General features: G+C 53.2%; 19 protein-coding genes. 16 read left to right on the forward strand and 3 right to left on the reverse strand.

Translation table 11 applies throughout. The features are described from left to right. Positions 1-119: 119 nt before the first annotated feature. Complete coding sequence (locus tag ACMAY6_RS06010) at positions 120-3,611, reverse strand: DUF1631 family protein (RefSeq protein WP_435215305.1); 3,492 nt, start codon at positions 3,609-3,611, stop codon at positions 120-122. Between the two features lie 89 nt (positions 3,612-3,700). Here ACMAY6_RS06010 and ung point away from each other — a divergent pair, with 89 nt between their 5' ends. Continuing rightward, entirely contained in the window at positions 3,701-4,408 is a 708-nt protein-coding gene (gene ung / locus ACMAY6_RS06015) for a uracil-DNA glycosylase (RefSeq protein WP_435215306.1), read from the forward strand. 47 nt (positions 4,409-4,455) lie between these two features. Here ung and ACMAY6_RS06020 read toward each other — a convergent pair whose 3' ends face one another. Further along, complete coding sequence (locus ACMAY6_RS06020) at positions 4,456-5,412, reverse strand: YgfZ/GcvT domain-containing protein (RefSeq protein ID WP_435215308.1); 957 nt, start codon at positions 5,410-5,412, stop codon at positions 4,456-4,458. Positions 5,413-5,588: 176 nt separating this feature from the next. Here ACMAY6_RS06020 and ACMAY6_RS06025 point away from each other — a divergent pair, with 176 nt between their 5' ends. After that, entirely contained in the window at positions 5,589-5,849 is a 261-nt protein-coding gene (locus ACMAY6_RS06025) for a succinate dehydrogenase assembly factor 2 (protein ID WP_435215310.1), read from the forward strand. On the opposite strand, the gene nadB is transcribed toward ACMAY6_RS06025, so the two are convergent. After that, positions 5,846-7,504: an L-aspartate oxidase gene (gene nadB, locus ACMAY6_RS06030; RefSeq protein ID WP_435215311.1), complete on the reverse strand. Its 1,659-nt coding sequence runs from the start codon at positions 7,502-7,504 to the stop codon at positions 5,846-5,848. The genes ACMAY6_RS06025 and nadB overlap by 4 nt on opposite strands. Positions 7,505-7,623: 119 nt before the next feature. On the opposite strand from nadB, the gene rpoE reads away from it, so the two are divergent. The 14 genes from rpoE (at position 7,624) to mazG (ending at position 21,278) form a co-directional block, all read left to right on the forward strand. Continuing rightward, positions 7,624-8,247 carry an RNA polymerase sigma factor RpoE gene (rpoE, locus tag ACMAY6_RS06035; protein ID WP_435215312.1) on the forward strand — a complete coding sequence of 208 codons (624 nt, stop codon included), beginning with the start codon at positions 7,624-7,626 and terminating at the stop codon, positions 8,245-8,247. Between the two features lie 58 nt (positions 8,248-8,305). Next, the gene (locus ACMAY6_RS06040; RefSeq protein ID WP_435215314.1) at positions 8,306-8,923 is read left to right on the forward strand and encodes a sigma-E factor negative regulatory protein; all 618 of its coding nucleotides are present in this window, start codon (positions 8,306-8,308) and stop codon (positions 8,921-8,923) included. 10 nt (positions 8,924-8,933) lie between these two features. Further along, the gene (locus ACMAY6_RS06045) at positions 8,934-9,806 is read left to right on the forward strand and encodes a MucB/RseB C-terminal domain-containing protein (RefSeq protein WP_435215315.1); all 873 of its coding nucleotides are present in this window, start codon (positions 8,934-8,936) and stop codon (positions 9,804-9,806) included. Then, positions 9,807-10,286 carry a SoxR reducing system RseC family protein gene (locus ACMAY6_RS06050; protein ID WP_435215317.1) on the forward strand — a complete coding sequence of 160 codons (480 nt, stop codon included), beginning with the start codon at positions 9,807-9,809 and terminating at the stop codon, positions 10,284-10,286. Between the two features lie 45 nt (positions 10,287-10,331). Further along, complete coding sequence (locus ACMAY6_RS06055) at positions 10,332-11,723, forward strand: Do family serine endopeptidase (protein ID WP_435215319.1); 1,392 nt, start codon at positions 10,332-10,334, stop codon at positions 11,721-11,723. A gap of 105 nt (positions 11,724-11,828) precedes the next feature. Next, positions 11,829-13,628: a translation elongation factor 4 gene (gene lepA / locus ACMAY6_RS06060; RefSeq protein ID WP_435215321.1), complete on the forward strand. Its 1,800-nt coding sequence runs from the start codon at positions 11,829-11,831 to the stop codon at positions 13,626-13,628. A 25-nt stretch (positions 13,629-13,653) separates the two neighbouring features. Beyond that, a complete protein-coding gene (lepB, locus tag ACMAY6_RS06065; protein WP_435215323.1) occupies positions 13,654-14,493 on the forward strand; it encodes a signal peptidase I in 840 nt (279 codons plus the stop codon). A 14-nt stretch (positions 14,494-14,507) separates the two neighbouring features. Further along, positions 14,508-14,897 (forward strand): DUF4845 domain-containing protein, encoded by a 390-nt coding sequence (locus ACMAY6_RS06070; protein WP_435215325.1) that lies wholly within the window; start codon positions 14,508-14,510, stop codon positions 14,895-14,897. A gap of 26 nt (positions 14,898-14,923) precedes the next feature. After that, complete coding sequence (gene rnc, locus ACMAY6_RS06075; protein WP_435215326.1) at positions 14,924-15,583, forward strand: ribonuclease III; 660 nt, start codon at positions 14,924-14,926, stop codon at positions 15,581-15,583. Then, entirely contained in the window at positions 15,576-16,478 is a 903-nt protein-coding gene (gene era / locus ACMAY6_RS06080; protein ID WP_435215328.1) for a GTPase Era, read from the forward strand. The genes rnc and era overlap by 8 nt, the downstream gene beginning before the upstream one ends. Positions 16,479-16,481: 3 nt before the next feature. Beyond that, positions 16,482-17,255 (forward strand): DNA repair protein RecO, encoded by a 774-nt coding sequence (gene recO / locus ACMAY6_RS06085; RefSeq protein WP_435215330.1) that lies wholly within the window; start codon positions 16,482-16,484, stop codon positions 17,253-17,255. A 41-nt stretch (positions 17,256-17,296) separates the two neighbouring features. Beyond that, positions 17,297-18,202 (forward strand): cysteine synthase CysM, encoded by a 906-nt coding sequence (gene cysM / locus ACMAY6_RS06090; protein WP_435215332.1) that lies wholly within the window; start codon positions 17,297-17,299, stop codon positions 18,200-18,202. Positions 18,203-18,214: 12 nt separating this feature from the next. After that, the gene (locus ACMAY6_RS06095) at positions 18,215-20,455 is read left to right on the forward strand and encodes a RelA/SpoT family protein (protein WP_435215334.1); all 2,241 of its coding nucleotides are present in this window, start codon (positions 18,215-18,217) and stop codon (positions 20,453-20,455) included. After that, entirely contained in the window at positions 20,448-21,278 is an 831-nt protein-coding gene (gene mazG / locus ACMAY6_RS06100; protein ID WP_435215336.1) for a nucleoside triphosphate pyrophosphohydrolase, read from the forward strand. Before ACMAY6_RS06095 ends, mazG begins: the two co-directional genes overlap by 8 nt. Positions 21,279-21,384 lie beyond the last annotated feature (106 nt).

Here is a 21,384-nt window from a genome sequence, read left to right on the forward strand (position 1 = left end):
GAATTAGTGTGGTTATTATACGCCGTTATAAGATCCGCCGTCGAGAGATTTTACAGCGAGTGAAGCGGCTAAAAAACCGGCGGCTTTAAGGAGTTCATTAATTATTATGGCAGCATGGTTTAGCGGGTAATAATTGGTAACTCGTTGCGCAGGGCCTCGGGCAACAGCTGCTCGGTAGCAAATGTTTCGAGGAAGTCGATACCAAGCCGCTGAGCTCGGGCGTCATCTTGGCTATCACGCAATACAACGTGCTCTCCAACAAGGTGGTGCATATCACTGATCGTCTGATGCAGCGCTAAAAGCTTTTCGTCCTCGAGGTCTGCAGACCAGAGGGCGCTGTCCAGAGCGACAGTGTGCGGCTTGAGCTTCTGCAGCACTGCCGTGTTGCCGCGTTTTGGGTTGACCTCTGCCACTGAAATTTGGCAGCCGATGGAACGCAAGGTGCCACAAAAATAAGCCGCATCATTATCCTCCCGAAGTCGAGCTGAATCGGTTAACTCGAACCACAGGCGATCGGTCCCAATACCGCTCTCGGAGACCTCGTGAAGTAAAAAATCGAGAAACTCCGGATGCAGGGCGGCCTCGGTGCAAATGCGAAGCTGAAAAAGTGGTGGGGTTCGCCCCGCAGCCACCACCGACTCTGCAAAGCGGCAAGTGTTACTGACTTTTGAGCAATCGGTTGCTATTGCTAGGGCGGTTGTTGGGTATTGTTGGCGTTGTTCGGCAGTATTTCCAAACGCCATCCCGTTGGAAAGAACCTCGTAGCGGGTTTGCACAACAGCAGCATCATTAAGGGTCCGACGGTGCACAGGCCTCACAGAAAATTGCGGCGGCGGCGTCTCTTTTTGAAGCAGCGCATAAGTCTCTCTTACAGCGCTGGCAAGATTGCTTAGCTTCGGGGGAGGTGCGGCAACGACGCCGGTATTGGGTGCTGTTGCGAGGCCCTGTCTGGCGATGTCTTCAAGGTTTATCCAAAGCGCTTCAGCGCTGGAAATGCCGCTATCGATGACCGCAATGCCAATGCCTGCAGGTGGTGCTGAACTGCTGTCATCAGTGAGTAGGCCCAGGAGTTGTTCAATATTTTCAGTGCCGACGAGGATGCCATGAGTTGCCTGAGACAGAGAGCCCTCGTATTCAATAGCAACCGCACCACTAAGTAGTTTGGCAGTCACCTGCTGTGCACCCGCTGAGTTCTCTGCATGTATCGCCAGCGCACAGCTTGTTGCTCCTTTGCGGCGAGCCCTTCGAATATGACTTTGAGCGACATCAATCATTTCTGAGCGTGATTGTGTCAATGACTTGGGTGAGCTGTTGGGCGCGCTGAGATCTTCTTGCCGTTTTTCTAATGTTTGAAAAACACTGCGCTCAATAATTGAAAGTTCGTCTGATGGGGCGAGTGGTTTTAATCGATTGCTGAGCTGCCGTGCCAGTTGAATCAGATTGATGTCTTTAACCTTGAAGCCTTGTTCGTTAGCAAAAGCGAAACGCGTCGAGTTGGTGTTTTTCCAAATAAGCTGCAGGTTTTGCGTCGAATCCTCAGACAGTCTTTCAGAAATCCAACTCTTCAACTTAAGTTGATGTGCACGCTTCACCCAATTTTCGAGGCGAGGGAGTGCAGCAAGGCGTTCTGAGAATCTCGGCTCGGTAAATATTTCCGGCTCGGGAAGAGACGAGGCCGCGAGGGTGACAGGCTCATCGCCGCTAAGCTGCTGCTGGAGCTGTTGCAAGCACGCTTGCGCTTCGATCGACAAAAATTCATCCCCTAAACCCTGCGGAAGTTCTCGCGCTATTTTTTTAGCGGCATCGGGTTTAAGGGGGAGTCCTGTCTCCATAGTGCGTTGCAACGAATTGTTAATTCGTGAGATTCGGTCGAGGACTGTGTCATAAAACAATGCGTTGTCGTCTAGCAGTTGGATCAACACCAATTCATCGCGCAGGAAGGAATCGATCAGAACAAGAAGGCTAGCGGGCATGAGTCCGTCGGGGAGCAGGTGGCTCAAATCGCTCTCGACCCTTTGGCCCGCCTGCTCGCGCTTTTCCTTGCCATCTTCAGCGGCGATCTGGCGTTGAATATTCCGCTGCTGTTGTTTGAGCATGGTAACCGCAAGCTCGTTAATTTTTATGAGTGCTTTTTCGAAAACATCGAGATTGCCATCAAACTCGCGTTGGATGGCGCTCAAAGCGTCATCAATTTTTTGCTCAACGCGCGCGCTATTTTTTGGTGCGAGGGAGCTCAGTTCACTCAAACGCTCTATCAGAAGCCGTGCCGGGTGCTCCCGGTCCTCAAAAAAAGAAGCATCGGTCAGCGAGAGCTCTGCAAGTGGAAGCTTTAAGTTACCAAAACTTTGACTTACTTTGTCCGAGAGCGGCAGGGTATCAAACATGGTTCGGTACAAATTATCGATCAGCTGCACACTGCCTTTCAAAGGCTGTAGCGACGCGTCAAGCTGATCTAGGCCTAGTTGATTGACCAAAGGTTCCGAATGAGAGACTCCTTCACCAGTTCGTCGCAAAACAGCAATAGTTTGCGCCACCTCAGCGGCTTTTTCGTTGAGTTGCGCCTCGGGTAGCGGATTTTCTGGTTGCTCGGATGGCAGCGCGGGCAAACGCAGTCTTGCTAACATCGCGGCGTCGATTGTGGAGGTTTCGGATGACGAGCTGCGCCCGGGCAAATACTCTGTAAAACCCTCCATCTGCGCCAAAGTTACCAGTGACGAGGCCGCTGTTGCCGCATCCTTGGGGGTCACGCCACTGGCGGAGTAGGGCAAGTTTGCTGTGGCGGCATCAGAGCTGGAATTCGTTGGCGTTCCTTTTTGGCTCAGCGGACGGGCATTGGCAGCAGTACCTCGGCGGGGCCGTAACGCACTGGGCGTTAAATCCACCGGGGGGGCGTTTGCTGGGTTAATGCCGGTGGCGTCGCTGGCCGTTTGGGGAGTGTCTACCGTAGCTTCAGCGTTGATTTCAGTCGCAGGGAACTCGTCATAGGATGCCAAAACTGCATTGAGTTCGTGGTACAGCGCGCCAGCTTCCGGAAGTAAATTGCGGGTAAAAGATCGGTCGAGCTCGGCTATGATGAAATCAGGCAAATTGAGTTGTTCAATGTAGCGACGATACGCGGTGGTCAGGCCTCGTAAACCGAAAGGCAGTCGAATGGTCAGTGGGTCAACACCTAACAGCGTTCCCAAGCCCGAAGTCAGCGACTGCAATTGGTTCCAATACCTCTCGGAGCCTGCTTGAACAATTTGGTCGATCCCGGCGCTGTTGTCGAAGGTTCTAAGGTCCAGGAGGTCGAGCTCGGCGGGCAGCTTATTATCGCCTTTGGATAGCCCACGCTCAGTGACTAAGTTGCCAAAGGCAAGGTCAATCTCCACAAGCAGTGTGGTAACAAAGTCCTTGCCTCGAGATTTTAATGCAGAGAAGGCTTCAAATGCTTGAGTGCGTTGGTCGGGCGCCAATTTTGCACTGGCCGATAAATTAAAAAGATGGTCTGCCATCGCCTCGGTCACCAGACTCAGGCGAGGCTGTAAAAGCTTGCCAGTGTACTGCCTCAGCGCCATGATGCGCGCTGAAGACTTGGCTGGGGCGGCGCTGTCTGGATTTTCCCGTGTCATAGCTCACCAAAATTACTGCCCTGCGATTGTGTCGCCTGTGGGCTCGATATGCCAGTCCCTAATTTTTGGGCTGCCATGGGGGAACATTAATGGATTCAAGGTTCACAGACGCCCAGCCTAATAGGCCGCGCTTGCGGTCAGAGTGGTTGGAGACCTTAGGTGCTACGTTGGCGGAACCGGAAATGCAAACCCTCGCGCGATTTTTGCGTGACGAGAAAGCGAGGGGAAAAGTTGTGTACCCCCCCGGATCGGAGATTTTTAACGCACTTCAGTTAACGCCGCCTCAAACGGTCCGAGTGATAATTTTAGGACAAGACCCCTACCACGGCCCCGATCAGGCCCACGGGCTCAGTTTTTCCGTACGCAAGGGAGTGGCTGTTCCGCCCTCGCTGCGCAACATTTTTAAGGAGCTCCAGCGTGACCTTGGTATAGAGCGCCCCCTTCACGGTTGCCTAAACCACTGGGCTGAGCAGGGGGTGCTCTTGTTAAATTCGGTGCTTACCGTCGAATCAGGCTTAGCGGGCTCTCATCAGAATCTTGGCTGGGAGCGGTTTACCGACCGCGTCGTAGCTACAGTCAGGGATGGCGGCAAGCCAGCCGTGTTCATGCTCTGGGGGGCTCATGCGCGAAAAAAAGCGGCCGCGCTGGAGGGTTTGGCCCACTGTGTACTCACAGCACCTCACCCGTCCCCTCTATCGGCCCATCGAGGATTCCTCGGTTGTGGTCATTTTTCTAAAGCCAACGAGTTTCTAGAGCGCTGTGGCCGGGGTGCCATTGATTGGTCGTTGCCTGATTAGCCTCTTTGGCTGAGCCGCGAGTATATGCAGCCTGCCGAGGCGGATTTTTAGGCAGGCTTGGATTCCGTAGAGTAGTGCATAGGCGTATCGCCGAGGGTGATTGCCTGTTTCGTATCCTCTGCTACCACGGTTTTACCAGCGGCAGCTTCGACGGCCTCTACTAAAACGACGCTCCCTTGAGCATGGTTAGCCGCGTTAACGACGCTTCCAACGGTGCGGGAGTCAGCTTCACTGATTAACTTTAGCCCTTCGACGGGACACGGGATTGCTCCTTTGCCAAGGTAAAGACGTCTTTTGGGTGTTCCTCGCCAGTGTAATCTCGCAATAATTTCCTGGCCGGTGTAACAGCCCTTGTCGAAGCTCACCCACCCGGCCAAATCGTAGCTAAGGTCTTGAGGTAGGTACTTACCCGTTGTGGCAGCGGTGATTCGTGCTTCACCCCGTAAGCAGCTAGCGGCGCGCCAAGCTGATGCATAGTCCTCGGCTGATGTAGCGTCAGGGTTAGGGGCCATCTGGCTAGAATCCCTAGGGATAAGCAGCGCGGCGTGTTCAGCAACCGGAATCAGCCATCCCTGCGCTACAGCTTCGGCCCGATTTTCTGTCATGAGATGGCGTTCAGCGCCAAAGTGGCGCCACGCTTCGCTTCCGGTAACCCCCCAGGGCCGGTCTGGTAAACGGGTAAGCTCGGCTTTGCTGAACATTAAGTATTTGGTGAGATGCGCCAACAATAAGTCGGCCAAGCAGTCTGATACCCGCAAAATAAGGTGTTCGGGATCTATAACAAGGGCGCGGAAATCGGCGATCACTCGGCCTTTTACGTCACAAAAGGCACCGGCTATGACATCGAGTGCCTGCGCTTGGGCAAAGTCGGCGGTGGTCTGCCCTTGGAGAAATTTACAGGCATCATGGCCCTTGAGTTGGAGCAACGCCTCGTGAGTGAGAGGCGCCCAGCCATTGATAAATCCGTCCATTATGGTTGAAGAATTGGGCGGTGAGTCTGTCATGGGTCGGGGCCTAAGGGTCAGTTGCTTGGTATTGTATGTTAATTTCGGGTAATTCCAACGCGCCCGAATGACAATAGCTGGCTGGTTTTTTACGCTACTGTATGACCTGACTTCAGGGCCGAGTGCAGAGCGCCTGTGGGGACGGCCTCACCCGAGGCAGTATTAGCGGAGATCTCATGACCGAAGACAAAGATTACAGCAGAATGCGATGGGCCAGTAGGCGCGGCTTGCTGGAATTAGACCTACTTCTAGGGCCTTTCATGGAATCTTGCTTTAGAGAATTAGAGCCCCAGCTACGTCAGGATTATCAGCAGCTCATGAGCCATGAGGATCAAGATATTCTGAATTGGATCATGGGTAGAGAAGCCCTGAGTGATGAAAGCCTGATCGCCATTACCGATCAGATCAGAGCCCATAACCGGTCTAAGCTGCGTTAGGATTTTCGTCCTGAGACTTGGGTTGAGTAGCTGGGCAACTGTAAATCTTCCGATTGAGGATTTTGAAAGGCCGGATGATCTCGCGGTATGAGGATGGAGTCTTGAGCATGAGGCTTAGCGTCGGGGTAGTCGCGGTTAAAATGCAGACCTCGAGACTCTTGCCTAGCCGCCGCACAGCGCACTGTGAGCGCAGCGACTTCCGCTAGGTTTCTCAATTCAAGTAGCGGCCTGGTGATAAGAAATTGACTGTAGTAATTGGCAATTTCAACCTGCATGAGTTCGATCGCGTTGGCGGCAAAAGCCAGCCTTCTATCGCTTCTCACAATGCCCACATAATCCCACATGAGTCGTCGTAGCGCCTGCCAGTGGTAGGGAATGATGACGCCCTCATCAGAGACTCTAACGCGGCTATCGTCCCATTCTGGCAGTTTTTTCGGGGCAGGCAGATCTGTATCTGCGATGTGTCGAGCCGCAGACGCCGCATAGACAAAGCACTCGAGGAGTGAGTTGCTAGCCATTCGGTTTGCCCCATGTAAACCGCTGCATGCGGTCTCACCAATCACGTATAGCCCGGGTAGGTCACTGGCGCCAAATTGATCGACGACAACCCCTCCACAGGTGTAGTGCGCCGCCGGCACGACAGGAATGCGATCTTTGCAGATATCGATGCCCAAAGAGAGGCAGCGCTCGTAAACGGTGGGAAAGTGGCTGCGCAAAAATTCCGGAGAGCGGTGAGTGATGTCCAGATAGACGCAGTCGAGTCCTAGCCGCTTCATTTCATGGTCGATCGCCCGGGCAACAATGTCCCGAGGCGCAAGTTCCCCGCGAGGATCGAAGCGTGTCATGAAGGCTTCGCCATTTGGTAGCAAAAGGCGCGCCCCCTCGCCACGAAGCGCTTCCGTGATCAAAAATGATTTGGCTTTTGGATGGTACAGGCAGGTGGGATGAAATTGATTAAATTCCATATTCGCGACGCGACAGCCTGCACGCCAAGCAATGGCAATACCATCTCCGCTCGCGCCGTCAGGGTTTGACGTGTATTGGTAGGCTTTGCTAGCGCCTCCAGTGGCCAGAACAACCGCCCGCGCGGCAATCGTTTTGACACTGTGACTTTGGGTGTCCAGCACATGCGCGCCAACGCAGCGACCGTCAACACGAATGAGATCTACCGCGTAGCAATCGGGTAACAGGGATATGTTTGCAGCTGCCGCTGCGTTTTGGGTCAGCACGTCTGAGATGGCACGCCCGGTCCGGTCTGCTGCATGGACGATTCGCCGGTGGCTGTGGCCACCCTCCATGGTTAGGTGAAATTCTCTAAATTCAGCATCGGGTTGGTCCGCACGATAGTCAAAGGCTACGCCTTGATCGATCAGCCAGTCGACAACAGAGCGGCTTTGGCTGACGCAAAACTGCACCGCGGGTTCGTGGCACAAACCGGCGCCAGCGTCCACAGTATCGGCTTCGTGTGCATCAAAAGAGTCCCGATCGTGCAGCACGGCTGCCATCCCACCCTGCGCCCAAAAGGTAGACCCTGCCGCCATGTGCGCTTTGGACAGCACGGCGCAGCGATAGTGGGCGGGTAGTTGCAGCGCGAGTGATAAGCCCGCGGCGCCGCTTCCAATGATTAAAACGTCGTAGTTTTCACTGTCTGTCATGCTATTACTGGCTGGCTCGAGCCTCTTTTGTCTTACAATGTGCGAATAATTAACGATTTGAAGCGCGCGCAGGGAACTCTCGCGCGATAAAGTAGTCTCAGCAAGCGATGGATATTACGATGAATTTCGTTGCGGCTGGCCAAAAATTTACACAAGGCGGTTACGTGACAGCTCGGGAAACCGATCAGCAACTGGTAGTCAGGGCCCAAAGGGGGGACAGCAGAGCCTTCGATCTGCTCGTGCTCAAGTACCAAGGGCGTATCGCAACCCTGGTAGCCCGTTTTGTTAACGACGCTGCAGAAGTTGAAGATGTAACGCAAGAGGCGTTCATAAAGGCTTTTAGAGCCTTGCCAAAGTTTCGAGGAGAGAGCGCGTTTTACACCTGGCTGTACCGGATTGCGTCTAATGCGGCTAAAAACTATTTGGTGGCAAGGGGCAGAAGGCCGGCAACAACTGCGGATGTGCAGGATGCGGAGCAGTACGAAGAGGGTGATGCGCTACGAGAGATAGAGACGCCAGAAAATGCCTATTTTGGCAATGAGTTGGCGAAGACGGTGCAGTTAGCATTGGAAGGGTTGCCTGAAGAGCTGCGGGCAGCCTTGAGTCTCAGGGAGTTTGACGGCTTGAGTTACGAAGAAATAGCCGATGTGATGGCGTGCCCTGTAGGCACGGTACGATCGAGAATATTCAGGGCGCGTGAAGTCGTGGACAGTTGTGTTCGAGCCCAGTTGGCAGGTGAGTAACGGCCTTTTGGTGCCAGACGAGTCAGGCACAGGCCCAGTGAATACAGGAGAGAAGGGAATGACAGTAGCTGACGCGATCAAGGAATCGATGTCCGCAGTAATCGACGGTGAGGGGTCTGAGCTAGATCTCGCACGTGTGCTGAAAGCTGTTGAGGAAGACCCGGAAGCCAGGGCGCATTGGCAACGAGTTCAACAAACAAGAGGGCTTTTACGCACTGGACAGCCTGACCCTGATATCGATGTCAGTCGTGCCGTTCGAGAGTCCATAGCGCATAGCCCAAGGCGGCGGCAGCTTGGTCCGCTAGGATCTCTAGCCGTTGCAGCATCGGTCACCTTTGCAATGGTGATAGGTGGTCAGACATGGCTAGGTGATTCACCAATGGGCTCGGCTGTAAGCCCTGTTGCGACTGCTGTGCCTGGGGGCGTTGTCCCTATACCCGGCGCGGCCCCAGTTCAGGCTAGATTCGGTGCGCCAACTCAAACAATGGCAGCGCGGGTGCCGCTTGCAAACATCGGCGCTCCAGCAAACGCCGCCACAAGCTCGTCTGATATTTACAATCAGTTGGCCCGAGAGCGGTTTGAGCGCTATGCTCAAGATCATGCTCGGTCAACCGCCAATCTGCAGCCTAACGCTCTGGTACCTTTCGCAAGGATTCCCGAGAAAGCAGCACAGTAGCGCAATCAACATGAAGCCATGGATCCTCGCCTGCGTGGTGTTGGGAGTAATGACAGCGCCAGTGCACGCAGCTGACAATTCAGTAGCCCGTGCTTCTGCTTCATGCATGATGTCAGACACCATGAGTGCCGCTATTCAGGGTTTTCTCATGGCCTCATCATCTATCGCTTATCAAGGCACGCTGCTCGTCGAGTACGGCGGTGATCGCGAGTTCATTGCCATTGATGTCGACCCTGCTTCTGGCCAAAACGGCCTCAAAAGGTTGAATCAGTCAGCGGAGCCTCTGCCCAGATTGGTAAACGCGCAAGCCCACGCAGCTCGTGGCCCCTGTCAGTTGGCTCAATATTACGCATTGGCAATCGAGCCGGGATTTGCGGTGGCGGGCCGTGCGACGTACCGCTTGTCAGCTCGACCGAGAGATACCCTGCGCTTAGCTTATGTTATGAACATTGATGCCGAGTACCACGTGCCGCTTCGTGTGTTGGCAGCCAGTCCCGAAGGACAAATTCTTGAGCGCTACGAGTTCGCTGATATTACGTTCGAGCCAAAACCTGACCCTATTGATGATGGCAGCAATAAGACCGCAGCCGAACCATCACGCTATCTCTTATCGGCGGTGCCTCCGGGTTTCGCGGTGATCGATCAGGGGCGTAGCCCGGTTGACTTTATTGTCTTGAGTGACGGCCTCGCGAGCGTATCTATTTTCGTAGAAGCACAACCTCGCGCACTGCCTAGTGGTGAAGGGTTTGCTTTGAGGGGGGCCTCACTCACTTACACCCGGGGGATGGCGCAACAAAAATTAGTCACGGTGCTGGGTGAAATCCCTATAACCACGGCTAGGCTGTTAGCTGAAGCCGTTCGTCAGCGAAGCGAGACTCCCTAAATGCTGCGCGAAATGGGGCGTGTTGTTGCTGTTGAGACTGCTTCGGTTTGGGTGGAAACTATTCCGAGTTCACTCTGCGGAAAATGTGCCGCTAGAGCAGGATGTGGTCAAGGTATTGTGAGTCGCGCTTCAGGCCATCGAGGGCTTGTGCAGGCTCTGGAGACCTCTGCGGTGCGCGCTCGAGACTGCAGAGTCGATGATGAGGTTGAAATAGAACTTCCTGAATCGGCCGTGTTGAAAGGCTCCCTGTTGGTTTACTTTGCCCCATTGTTGTTCGCTATTGCTGCTGTGCTACTCGCCCAGCCTTACGGGGAGTTTGCTACTGTCATAGCGTTCGTCTTGGGTTTGGCTGTGGGATTCGCAGTTGTCAGAGTGGTAACGCATTGGCTGCTCCCAAGACAGAGTTTTGAGCCTCGCTTGTACTCGGTGACGCAACCGCAAACGAGCGTGGCCAATACCGCTGTCATAGCTCGTCATTAAAAGGACGTTGTGCCTGGTTCAGGTATGAATTCAAGGAGAAGATCGATGTATAAATTTGTCATAGTGGCTTTGCTGACGCTGTTACCGTGGTCAACTCGGGCTGCTCTGCCAGACTTTCAGCCCATTGTTGAATCTGCGGCTCCTGCCGTTGTGAAAATTCTTGTCGAGGCCAATGCACAGGCACAGCCGATGCCCGGTGCTGACGAACTAGAAGAGCTGCCAGAATACTTGCGTAGGTTTTTTGAGTTCCGGGGCCAAGCACCCCAGCAGCGGCAGCGGCAGAACACCGGTTCGGGATTTATTATTTCTGAAGACGGTTACATTGTGACCAATCATCATGTCGTTGAGGGGGCTACCTCAGTGACGGTCAGGTTGTTGGACAGACGAGAGTTTGAGGCTGAAATTGTTGGCACAGACGTTCGATCTGATCTGGCCCTATTGAAGATCGAATCTGACGATTTATCGGTTTTGAAAATTGCGGAGGACGATGTCGCTGTTGGTGAATGGGTGCTGGCTATCGGCTCGCCTTTCGGCCTGGATTTTTCTGTTACCGCGGGCATTGTAAGTGCCAAGGGGCGCAGCTTGCCCACCGAGGCCGGCGAGAACTACGTGCCTTTTATTCAGACTGATGTCGCGATCAACCCGGGCAATTCAGGGGGGCCACTTTTTGATCTGCAGGGTGAGGTGGTCGGTGTCAACTCACAGATATTCACGCGCTCAGGTGGTTCGATTGGATTGTCTTTTGCCATCCCTGCTGCGGTTGTCAGCAATGTGGTGATGCAGCTCAAGACCACCGGAGAAGTCACTAGAGGTTGGTTGGGCGTTAGTATCCAAGATGTGGATCTTGATCTTGCTGAGTCCTTCGGCCTCGATCGCCCCTCGGGCGCCCTGATCGCTCAGGTAGGTGCCGATTCTCCCGCTCAGGAGGCGGGTCTTCAAAGCGGCGATATCATTCTCGAGTTTGACGGACAGTTGATTAACTCCTCCTCTGACTTGCCGCATGTTGTAGGCCTGATTGCACCTGGGAGTGAGGTCGAAGCAGTCGTGCGCCGAGACGGTCAAAACCAAACTTTGCTGGTTGTCGTGGGAGGACTGAATGCGGATGAGCGTCCCTCCGTTGCAGGGCGCATGCCCGGTGCGGTTGATAATGACGCTATTTTTGGCATGGTTCTCGAAGCTGCTGATGACGACATGATGGCTGAGCTGGGCCTCAGTGGAGGGGTGTTGGTATTAGAAGTGGCGCCAGATTCCCCTGCAGCGGCGGCGGGCATTGTGGGCGGCGATGTGGTCACGCGGCTGGGCAGCAGGGCTGTTCAGTCCATGGAAGATTTTACGGGTGCGGTGGCACGTTTACAGCCGGGACAGTCAGTTGCGATTCGCTTAATTCGGCGAGGCGCACCGCTATTTTTGGCGATTCGTGTTCCTCAAGCCGAATAATAGTTTGCGGTGCCGCCGACGGCCAATGCATCCTGCAACGGGGTGGGTTAGAATGCCGCGCTTTTCTGGGCCGATACCGGCCCGGTCTTATCAGGAATCCAGCGCGTGACTGAACTAAGTCATATTCGCAATTTTTCAATTATTGCGCACATCGATCACGGCAAATCCACGCTGGCGGATCGTTTCATACAGCATTGTGGCGGGTTATCGGACCGAGAGATGGAAGCTCAGGTGCTGGACTCCATGGAGCTCGAACGTGAGCGTGGCATCACGATCAAGGCGCAAAGCGTCACGCTGATGTATCAGTCGCTGAACGGAGAGGAATATCAACTCAACTTTATTGATACCCCCGGGCACGTCGATTTTTCTTATGAAGTGTCACGCTCTTTGTCAGCCTGTGAGGGCGCATTGCTCGTTGTTGACGCGGCCCAAGGCGTTGAAGCCCAGTCGGTAGCCAATTGCTACACCGCGATTGAGCAAGGACTCGAGGTGCTTCCTCTACTTAACAAAATGGATCTGCCCCAGGCCGACCCGGAGACGGTCAAGCTGGAAATTGAGGAGATTATTGGCATTGAAGCGCAAGATGCCTGCCCGGTCAGCGCGAAGACAGGGCTGGGCATTGAAGATGCGTTGGAATACTTGATTAAAAATATCCCGAGTCCCGAGGGGGATCGCACCGCGCCACTGCAAGCACTAATCATTGATTCCTGGTTTGACAATTATTTAGGGGTCGTTTCATTGGTTAGGGTTACTCAGGGCACACTGCGCAAGCGCGACAAATTCATCGTCAAATCTACTGGCAAACAACATCAAGCGGATATGGTGGGTGTTTTCACACCTCGAAGGACTGAAACCGGGGCCTTGGCCGCTGGGGAAGTGGGTTTTATTGTTGCCGGTATTAAAGATATTAAAGGCGCCCCCGTGGGTGACAGCCTAATCTCTGTGGCGCACCCGGATACACCGTCATTGCCAGGGTTCAAAAAAGCGAAGCCCCAGGTTTACGCGGGCATTTTTACGGTCTCTTCTGACGACTACGAAGATTTTCGAGACGCGCTGGGGAAACTGACCCTAAATGACGCGTCGTTATTTTACGAACCTGAAACCTCGGACGCTTTAGGGTTCGGCTTCCGCTGCGGCTTTCTGGGTATGCTCCATATGGAGATTATTCAAGAGCGATTAGAGCGAGAGTACAACCTCGATTTAATCACCACAGCCCCCACTGTTGTTTATGAGATAGTTAGGAAAGATGACAGCGTTATCAATGTGGACAACCCCTCTAAATTGCCCGACGTGGGTGAGATTCAGGAGATGCGTGAGCCTATTGCTCGCTGTACCGTTCTGACACCACAAGAGTATCTGGGTAACATTATTACTCTGTGTATCGATAAGCGTGGCTCGCAAGTGGACCTGCAGTACTTGGGTAAACAGGTACAGCTTATTTATGATATCCCTATGGCTGAAGTCGTTCTCGACTTCTTTGATCGCTTGAAGTCCGTCAGCCGGGGCTACGCCTCTTTGGATTACGGGTTCCACTGTTTCCAGGCGGCCCCGCTGTCGAGGCTGGATGTGCTGATCAATGGCGATCGTGTTGATGCCCTTGCTGTCATTGTTCACCGCGACCATATTCAGGGCCGAGGACGAGTTTTGACGGAAAAAATGAAAGAGCTTATCCCACGTCAAATGTTTGACGTGGCGATTCAGGCCGCCGTTGGGGGCAAAATTGTGGCACGCCAAACGGTCAAAGCGCTGCGCAAAAACGTCACTGCTAAATGTTATGGTGGCGACGCTTCTCGAAAGAAGAAGCTGTTGGAGAAACAGAAGGCGGGTAAGAAACGTATGAAGCAGGTGGGTAACGTAGAGATCCCCCAGTCCGCGTTCCTAGCTGTTTTGCAGGTCGACAGTTGAAGAATGTGATCACAACGGAGCCAATGTGAATATTGATTTTCCTTTAATTCTTTTGATACTGGTGTCCGGTAGCGGGCTTATTTGGGCGCTGGATGCGCTTTTTGCCGCGGGACCTAGGCGGGTCAGAATTGCGGATCTTCAACGTCGATATCCGAAGTGGGATCAGGCCGAGGCAGGGGATGCCAAGAAATACAGAGCATCCTTTGCAGAGACGGCCTCTGAGCCTGTCATAGTGGAGTATGCGCGGTCATTTTTTCCCGTATTGGCCGCCGTATTTATCCTTCGCTCTTTTCTGTTTGAGCCATTTCAAATTCCCTCGTCTTCCATGGTGCCCACTTTGGAAGTCGGTGATTTTATATTGGTGAATAAATTTAATTACGGCATCAGACTGCCTGTGGCGCGGTCTCAAGTGGTGCCCATTGGTAAGCCGGAACGCGGTGACGTCGTTGTTTTCTATCCCCCCCATCAAAACGACACCTACTACATCAAACGGGTGATTGGGATTCCTGGAGATCGGATCGAGTATCGAGGTAAGGCCATTTCAGTCAATGGTAAGGCCATACCGAGGGAGTGGTTAGCCACGGTCCCCGAGGGTAAATCTCGGTACGAGGTTGGTCTTGAGTCTGTGGGAACGGGCCGCTACCTTATGCAGACAGACCAGCGGCGACCTTCAAGGGATTTTTCCGCCACGGTGAAACCCGGGCACTACTTCATGATGGGTGATAACCGAGACAACTCCAGCGATAGCCGGGTGTGGGGGCAGGTGCCAGAAAAAGATCTTGTGGGTCGGGCCGTGGCCATCTGGATGCACTGGGAGTCGTTGTTCTCGATTCCGTCTTTCGGTCGGGCCGGGTCAATTGACTGAATTTAGGGGCTATGATGAATAGAAGGCTGCTAGCGAGAGCCCGTCAGAGCGGTTTTACGTTCTGGGGCTTGCTGATGTATTTTCTGACGGCCAGCGTATTACTGGTTTTTTTCTTGCGAGTTGCCCCCTCTTATTCAGAATATCTGACAGTGAAAGACATCGTTGAGCGAACGGTTGAAGAGTTTGACCCTGAAACCCAGAGCGCCATCGAAATTAGAGCTCGCATAAACAAGCTGCTGCAAACCTCACAGGTTGATGTTATCGATGCCAGCGATATCAAGATTTACCGCGAACGTCGAAATATTGTGATTGATGCGAATTACGAAGTTCGCTTTCCGCTGTTTTGGATTGTCGACGGCGTTATGAATTTCGACGATTTGATCTTTAAAGTAGACGGGAATTGAGCGCGTCCAACCAGCCACCTCAGTTAATGAGCCTGCAAGCTCGTCTCGGATACAATTTCCATGATATTAATCATCTTAAGCTAGCACTAACCCACCGAAGTGCGGGGCGCAGCAACAACGAGCGACTTGAGTTTCTCGGTGATTCCTTCGTCAATCATGTTATCGCGCAGCGCTTATATATTCAGTTTCCCGTGGCCAGCGAGGGGCAATTGACGCGGCTGCGGTCCAAGCTTGTTCGCGGCACTTTCTTAGCAAAGCTTGGGGACAAGTATGGCCTGGGTGAATGTCTGACGTTGGGAGTCGGGGAGCGAAAAAGCGGTGGCAGGCACCGTGCCAGCATTCTTGCGGATACGGTTGAGGCTGTTGCTGGCGCAATGCTGCTAGATGCTGGATACGAAATCGCTGCGCCAGTTGTCCTTAATTGGTTTGCAGAGGTTTTGGTTGACCTGCAAATTGATGGCGATAAGGACAGTAAAACGTTGCTGCAAGAGTGGCTGCAGGCGAGAAACCTGCCTTTGCCGCACTATGATTTAGTAGGTATCGAAGGGCCAGATCATGCGCAGGAGTTTGAGGTGCGCTGTCAAATTGAGGGGCATAAATCTGGCTTTGTGGGTCGTGGTTCCAGTCGTCGCAACGCTGAGCAACAGGCTGCTTCTGTGGCAATGGGAGATCTAAGCAATGACTGAAGGGAGCCAACGCTGCGGTTATGCCGCCATCATAGGCCGCCCCAACGTGGGCAAATCAACGCTGCTAAATTATGCGCTGGGTCAAAAAATTAGCATTACTTCAAGAAAGCCTCAAACAACCCGCCACCAAGTGATGGGCATCTACACTGACAGTGGCGATCAGGTTGTATTTGTCGATACTCCGGGTATGCATCTGGAGCAGGGTAAGGCGATCAACCGGTATATGAACCGTGCTGCTAGCAGTGCTCTCGCGGATGTTGATTTGGTGCTTTTTGTCGTTGACAGAAATCGCTGGACATCCGAGGACGATCTGGTGCTAGAGGCGCTGAGGCATACTGAAACTCCCGTCGCCCTCGTGATTAACAAAATTGATCGCCTAGAGGACCACGCCGTCTTACTGCCCTGGACGGAGTCTGTACGGTCAAAGTTTGACTTTGACGCGATATTTCCAATATCCGCACTTCGACAGGCAAACTTACCCTCCTTAATGACTTACATCCGCAACAAAATGCCGCCAGGCGTCCATTTCTTTCCCGAGGATCAGGTTACTGATCGGTCTGAGCGGTTTCTTGCGGCTGAACTCATCCGGGAAAAAATTGTCCGGCAGCTAGGCGATGAAATGCCGTACACCACGGCTGTGGAAATCGAGAGTTTTAAGCTCGACGGCAAACTGCTGCGCATTGACGCGTTAATCTATGTCGAACGGCAAGGGCAGAAAAAAATTGTGATTGGCGAGGGAGGAAGCCGATTGCGATCAATTGGCACCGAAGCCAGGAAAGATATGGAGGTGGCTTTTTCTCGTAAAGTGATGCTTAAGCTCTGGGTGAAAGTGAAGTCTGGCTGGTCCGATGATGAACGAGCACTGAGAAGCTTAGGGTTCGAGGACGGCATCTGAGGCATGGCCAGTGAGTTGGAGCCGGCATGGTTGCTGCATCGGCGCAATTTCGGCGATGGCGGCTTTCTCGTTGATCTATTGGGGCTAACGTCTGGGCGTATGTCTGCCGTCGTGCGAGGCGCCCGCAGAAAAGCAAAAGGTGGAAGTCACGCCGGAGTGCTGCAGCCTTTCACGCCCTTACTGGTCTCCACGGGGGGGCGAGGTGAGTTAAAGACTTTACACCGGCTCGAAATGGCTGGTGCGGGTCTCGACCTCGCTGGAGAGCAGGTGTTTAGCGGACTCTACCTCAATGAGCTGTTGATTCGGTTGTTGCCGAAGTTTGTCAGTTGTCCAACGCTCTTTGCGCTCTACGGGGAGACTGTTGATGCGCTGGTTATCGCAGAGGCTGAGCTAGCGCTACGAAAGTTTGAGCTGATGCTTCTCGATGAACTGGGCTACGGGATGCGTTTTGACGTGGATGCGCAAAGCGATGCCGTTACGGCTGCCGACGTCTATCGATATGACCCCATGCAAGGGTTTGTGCGCCAAATCTTCAAGTCTGATGAGGTTATGAATACCCCGGCGGCCCTGCGCGGCGATCAGTTGTTAAACATCGCGGACTGGTCGTTTAACGGCGATGGTCTCGAGGTATCAAATCGCCAGCCTCTAAAAGAGTTGACGCGCGTTGCCTTACAGTTGCACCTTGGCGATCGGCCCCTGAAAAGCCGCGAGTTGTTGAAGTCCTTCAGGTGTGGCGAAAAACCCTCTGGAGATACCGGGCAACACCTAACACCATGACTTATGATTTGTCTGTGCACTAGAATTGAAAAGGAAGTCACATGAACCCCGCTGAAAGTCTGTACCCAACCATCGAAAGTGTTGTGGGGGAAACGCCACTAGTGCGCTTGCAGAGGCTGGCAGAGGGCTCCAATAATCACGTGCTTTGTAAACTTGAGGGTAACAATCCAGCGGGTTCCGTAAAAGATAGGCCTGCTCTGAGTATGATTGCTGAGGCTGAGAGCCGAGGTGACATTCGTCCGGGAGACACCCTCATTGAGGCGACTAGTGGTAACACGGGGATTGCCCTTGCTATGGCTGCAGCCATACGCGGTTACCGGTTGCGGCTTATTATGCCGGCCCATATGAGTTCCGAGCGAAAATTAGCAATGACCGCTTATGGTGCGGAGCTCATCCAAGTCAGTCGTGAGGAGGGGATGGAAGGCGCAAGAGATCTGGCAGAAGCCATGCAATCTAGGGGGGAGGGCACTGTTCTCAACCAGTTTGCAAATTTTGATAATCCCTTGGCCCATTACCGTGGAACCGGACCTGAGATTTGGCGACAGACTCGCGGTGAGGTGACGCACTTTATTAGCTCAATGGGCACGACAGGAACAATCATGGGGGTATCGGCGTACTTGAAAGAAAAAAATCCTGCGATCCAGATTATTGGCTTGCAGCCCCAAGATGGCGCGCAAATACCCGGCATTCGACGTTGGTCAGAGGCTTATCGTCCCAGAATTTTTCAGGCTGCGAAGGTTGATCGAACCATTGATATTTCCCAGACGGAATCTGAGATCATGATGCGTCGGCTGGCAACAGAAGAGGGTATTTTTGCAGGGGTATCCTCGGGTGGGTCAATCAGTGCTGCGCTGCAGGTCAATCTGGAAGTGGAGGGAGCGACGATTGTTGCGATCGTTTGCGATCGCGGTGATCGTTATCTTTCGACGGGTGTCTACGAGAGTTGAGGGTGCTTGGTCATGGTGCAAGTCAGAGCAATACTTGAAACTGCAACCCTAGATCAAGCGGGTTTTGCCCATTGGCTGAGTGGTCTTGCCACACCTCTTGACGCTTTCGACCAAGAGCGATTAATCGACGCCTTCGTCTTGTTGAGCGAACAGGATCCCGCGCAATCTCAAGGGACTATGGACTGGGCCGGTAATGCCAATGTCCTATCTGTAGGCCTTGAGACCGTGCAAATTCTTGCTGAGTTGCGGTTGGGTCCAGATGCCTTACTGGCAGGTTTTCTCTACCGTCCAGTTCGCCAGCAAGTCATCTCTGTTGATCAACTCAGGCATCGCTTCGGTGACAAGGTTGTCAGCCTACTCGATGGGGTGCTGCGGATGGCGGCAGTCAGCGATCTTACAGGCTTAAGTGATGTTCCTGTTCTAGGGCAGTCAACAGCACCCAACATCAACATAAGACGTATGCTGGTGGCCATCGTTGATGATGTGCGCGTGGCGTTGATTAAGCTGGCTGAACGTACTGTTGCGATGCGTGCGCTCAAGGGAGCTGATGAACATCGGCAACAGCGTATCGCCTGGGAAGTTTTTAACGTTTATGCGCCACTAGCGCACCGGCTAGGTGTTGGCCATCTTAAATGGGAGTTAGAAGATCTTTCATTCCGTTACACCAATAAAGATGCCTATCACAGGATTGCAAATTTGCTCGACGGGCGGCGCCAGGATCGAGACAGTTTTATCGCTCGGGTAAATGCGCAGCTGACGAAAGCTCTGACGCAATCCGGGCTGACTTTCGAAATTACCGGACGCGCAAAGCACATCTACAGTATTTGGCGAAAGATGCAGCGTAAAGGTATCGGCTTTTCACAGGTACACGATATCCGAGCTCTGCGGATTCTGGTTGACGATGTGGCTGCTTGTTATCAGACGCTGGGAGTAGTGCATGGTATGTGGCGCAACATACCCAATGAGTTTGATGACTACATCGCCAGCCCCAAAGAAAATGGATATCGGTCGCTGCACACGGCTGTTATTGGGCCTGAAGGGAAAATTTTAGAGGTGCAAATTCGTACTGATGAGATGCACGAGGAAGCCGAATTAGGTGTCTGCGCTCACTGGCGATACAAAGCGAGCGACGCGCAGGGGGCAGGTCCGGATACTTACGAGGAAAAGCTCAGTTGGCTCCGGCAAGTTTTAGAATGGCATGAGACCGTGGGCGACGATGAGGTAATTGCAGAACAGTTTACCTTTGATTCAGCGCAGGATCGTGTCTACGTTTTCACTCCCAAGGGCGACGTGGTGAGTTTAGTTCAGGGGGCTACCCCGTTGGATTTTGCCTACCACGTTCATACCGAGGTTGGGCACCGTTGTCGGGGCGCTCGGGTGAATGGGGCTTTGGTGCCCTTGACCTATGTTTTAGGTACTGGGGAGCGCGTTGAAATTTTGACGGCCAGCACCGTGCAGCCTCGTCGGGACTGGTTACTGTCGTCGTCAGGCTTTCTGCGTACAGCGCGTGCCAGGAACCGCGTGCAGCAATGGTTTAAGTCTCAAAATCGCGACGACAATGTGGCAGCAGGGCGTGAACTAGTAGAGCGAGAGTGCGCGCGATTAGCCCTTACCTCTCTGGATTATAAGGCGATGTCTGAGGCCCTAAGTCAGAATACGGTTGATGATATGTTTGCTGCCGTCGGCTCTGGTGATCTCACCTCTAAACAAGTGCTTCGGGTTGCAAAAACTGTCACCCACTTTGAGAAGGATCAGCACCCCGAGTGGGCTATTCATCAAGAAAGACCTGCACCAGACGGCGCTCCCAAGGTGGATGGCGTCGGAAATTTACTGACCCAATTTGCCGGGTGTTGTATGCCTGTACCGGGGGACGGTATCGAGGGCTATATCACCCGATCCCGAGGGGTAACTGTGCACAGAGCAGACTGTGCTCGGCTACTGACGCTTCACAGTGAATATCCCGAGCGCATTATTGCGGTAAATTGGGGTAATGCCGATGTGGCAATGTTTCCGGTTGATATTGAGCTGACGGCGTATGATAGGCAGGGCCTCTTGGCCGACGTGACATCGGTTTTAGCGCTTGCATCTACCAATGTGACCTCGATCAACACGCAGAGTCACCTCGAGGATAATACGGCCCACATGCGCCTGCGCGCTGAGGTGTCCACGATTGATGGCCTTATGGAACTGTTGGCGAAGTTGAACCAGCTGGACAATGTGATTTCGGCAAGGAGAGTTGTGGTTGATGACTGAGTTAACCGGTGTTCACAAAGGCTATGAGTTTGATATTGCAGATTTGTTGAGGATTATGGAGCGTCTCAGGGATCCGTCCGACGGATGCCCCTGGGACACAAAGCAAACCTTTACCAGTGTCATTCCTCATACTTTAGAAGAGTGCTACGAGCTGGTGGATGCCATTCAGCAAGGCGATTTGCCTCATGTTGCTGAAGAGTTGGGGGATGTTTTATTTCAAGTCATTTTTTACAGTGAACTGGGTAAAGAATTGGGTGCCTTCGACTTTTACGCCGTGGTCGATGGCATTGCGCGTAAACTGCTACGACGTCATCCCCACGTGTTTGCAGGGGGCGCTGTTGAAGGGCGTGTTCAGGGGTCGGTAACGACCGATGAAGTTAAGGCAAACTGGGAAGCGATAAAACAAAAAGAGAAAGGCCACAGTAAAACCGGTGGTGTTCTTGCTGATGTCCCAAAAGCGCTCCCCGCTTTAAGCCGGGCGCAGAAGCTTCAAAAAAAAGCTGCGACCGTTGGCTTTGATTGGGGGGAACTGAGTGGCGTGTTGGCAAAACTTAGCGAAGAGATGGATGAGTTTCAGCAAGCGGTGACGGAAAATGATGAAGAGTCTATGGCCGAAGAGCTTGGAGACCTCATCTTTAGCGCGGTAAATGTTGCGCGTCATCTGGGTTATGACGCTGAAGGTGTACTGCGGCAGGCCAACGAAAAATTTGAAACGCGCTTTGGTGATATGGAAACTGCCGCATTAGAAGAGGGGAGCGCTTTGAGCGATGAGTCAACTTTGCAAATGGAAGCGCGTTGGCAGTCGGCCAAAAGCAGGGATTAGCGCTTGTAACCGATGCTAAGGCTGTGTACTTTTGGCGCTCCCACTGAGGGCAGGATCGACGGTCGTGGGGCGGTCGTCGAACCGAAAACTACGTGTGCATAACTAA

It is taken from the genome of Luminiphilus sp. nBUS_16 (assembly GCF_051201645.1).
In the GTDB taxonomy this organism is placed as follows: Bacteria; Pseudomonadota; Gammaproteobacteria; order Pseudomonadales; family Halieaceae; genus Luminiphilus.

Excerpts from the sequence above, each read along its gene's own strand:
- ACMAY6_RS06010 (WP_435215305.1), bottom strand. The coding sequence starts at position 3,611 with ATGACACGGGAAAATCCAGACAGCGCCGCCCCAGCCAAGTCTTCAGCG.
- ung (WP_435215306.1), top strand. The coding sequence starts at position 3,701 with ATGGATTCAAGGTTCACAGACGCCCAGCCTAATAGGCCGCGCTTGCGG.
- ACMAY6_RS06020 (WP_435215308.1), bottom strand. The coding sequence starts at position 5,412 with ATGACAGACTCACCGCCCAATTCTTCAACCATAATGGACGGATTTATC.
- ACMAY6_RS06025 (WP_435215310.1), top strand. The coding sequence starts at position 5,589 with ATGACCGAAGACAAAGATTACAGCAGAATGCGATGGGCCAGTAGGCGC.
- nadB (WP_435215311.1), bottom strand. The coding sequence starts at position 7,504 with ATGACAGACAGTGAAAACTACGACGTTTTAATCATTGGAAGCGGCGCC.
- rpoE (WP_435215312.1), top strand. The coding sequence starts at position 7,624 with ATGAATTTCGTTGCGGCTGGCCAAAAATTTACACAAGGCGGTTACGTG.
- ACMAY6_RS06040 (WP_435215314.1), top strand. The coding sequence starts at position 8,306 with ATGACAGTAGCTGACGCGATCAAGGAATCGATGTCCGCAGTAATCGAC.
- ACMAY6_RS06045 (WP_435215315.1), top strand. The coding sequence starts at position 8,934 with ATGAAGCCATGGATCCTCGCCTGCGTGGTGTTGGGAGTAATGACAGCG.
- ACMAY6_RS06050 (WP_435215317.1), top strand. The coding sequence starts at position 9,807 with ATGCTGCGCGAAATGGGGCGTGTTGTTGCTGTTGAGACTGCTTCGGTT.
- ACMAY6_RS06055 (WP_435215319.1), top strand. The coding sequence starts at position 10,332 with ATGTATAAATTTGTCATAGTGGCTTTGCTGACGCTGTTACCGTGGTCA.
- ACMAY6_RS06070 (WP_435215325.1), top strand. The coding sequence starts at position 14,508 with ATGAATAGAAGGCTGCTAGCGAGAGCCCGTCAGAGCGGTTTTACGTTC.
- rnc (WP_435215326.1), top strand. The coding sequence starts at position 14,924 with ATGAGCCTGCAAGCTCGTCTCGGATACAATTTCCATGATATTAATCAT.
- era (WP_435215328.1), top strand. The coding sequence starts at position 15,576 with ATGACTGAAGGGAGCCAACGCTGCGGTTATGCCGCCATCATAGGCCGC.
- recO (WP_435215330.1), top strand. The coding sequence starts at position 16,482 with ATGGCCAGTGAGTTGGAGCCGGCATGGTTGCTGCATCGGCGCAATTTC.
- cysM (WP_435215332.1), top strand. The coding sequence starts at position 17,297 with ATGAACCCCGCTGAAAGTCTGTACCCAACCATCGAAAGTGTTGTGGGG.
- ACMAY6_RS06095 (WP_435215334.1), top strand. The coding sequence starts at position 18,215 with ATGGTGCAAGTCAGAGCAATACTTGAAACTGCAACCCTAGATCAAGCG.
- mazG (WP_435215336.1), top strand. The coding sequence starts at position 20,448 with ATGACTGAGTTAACCGGTGTTCACAAAGGCTATGAGTTTGATATTGCA.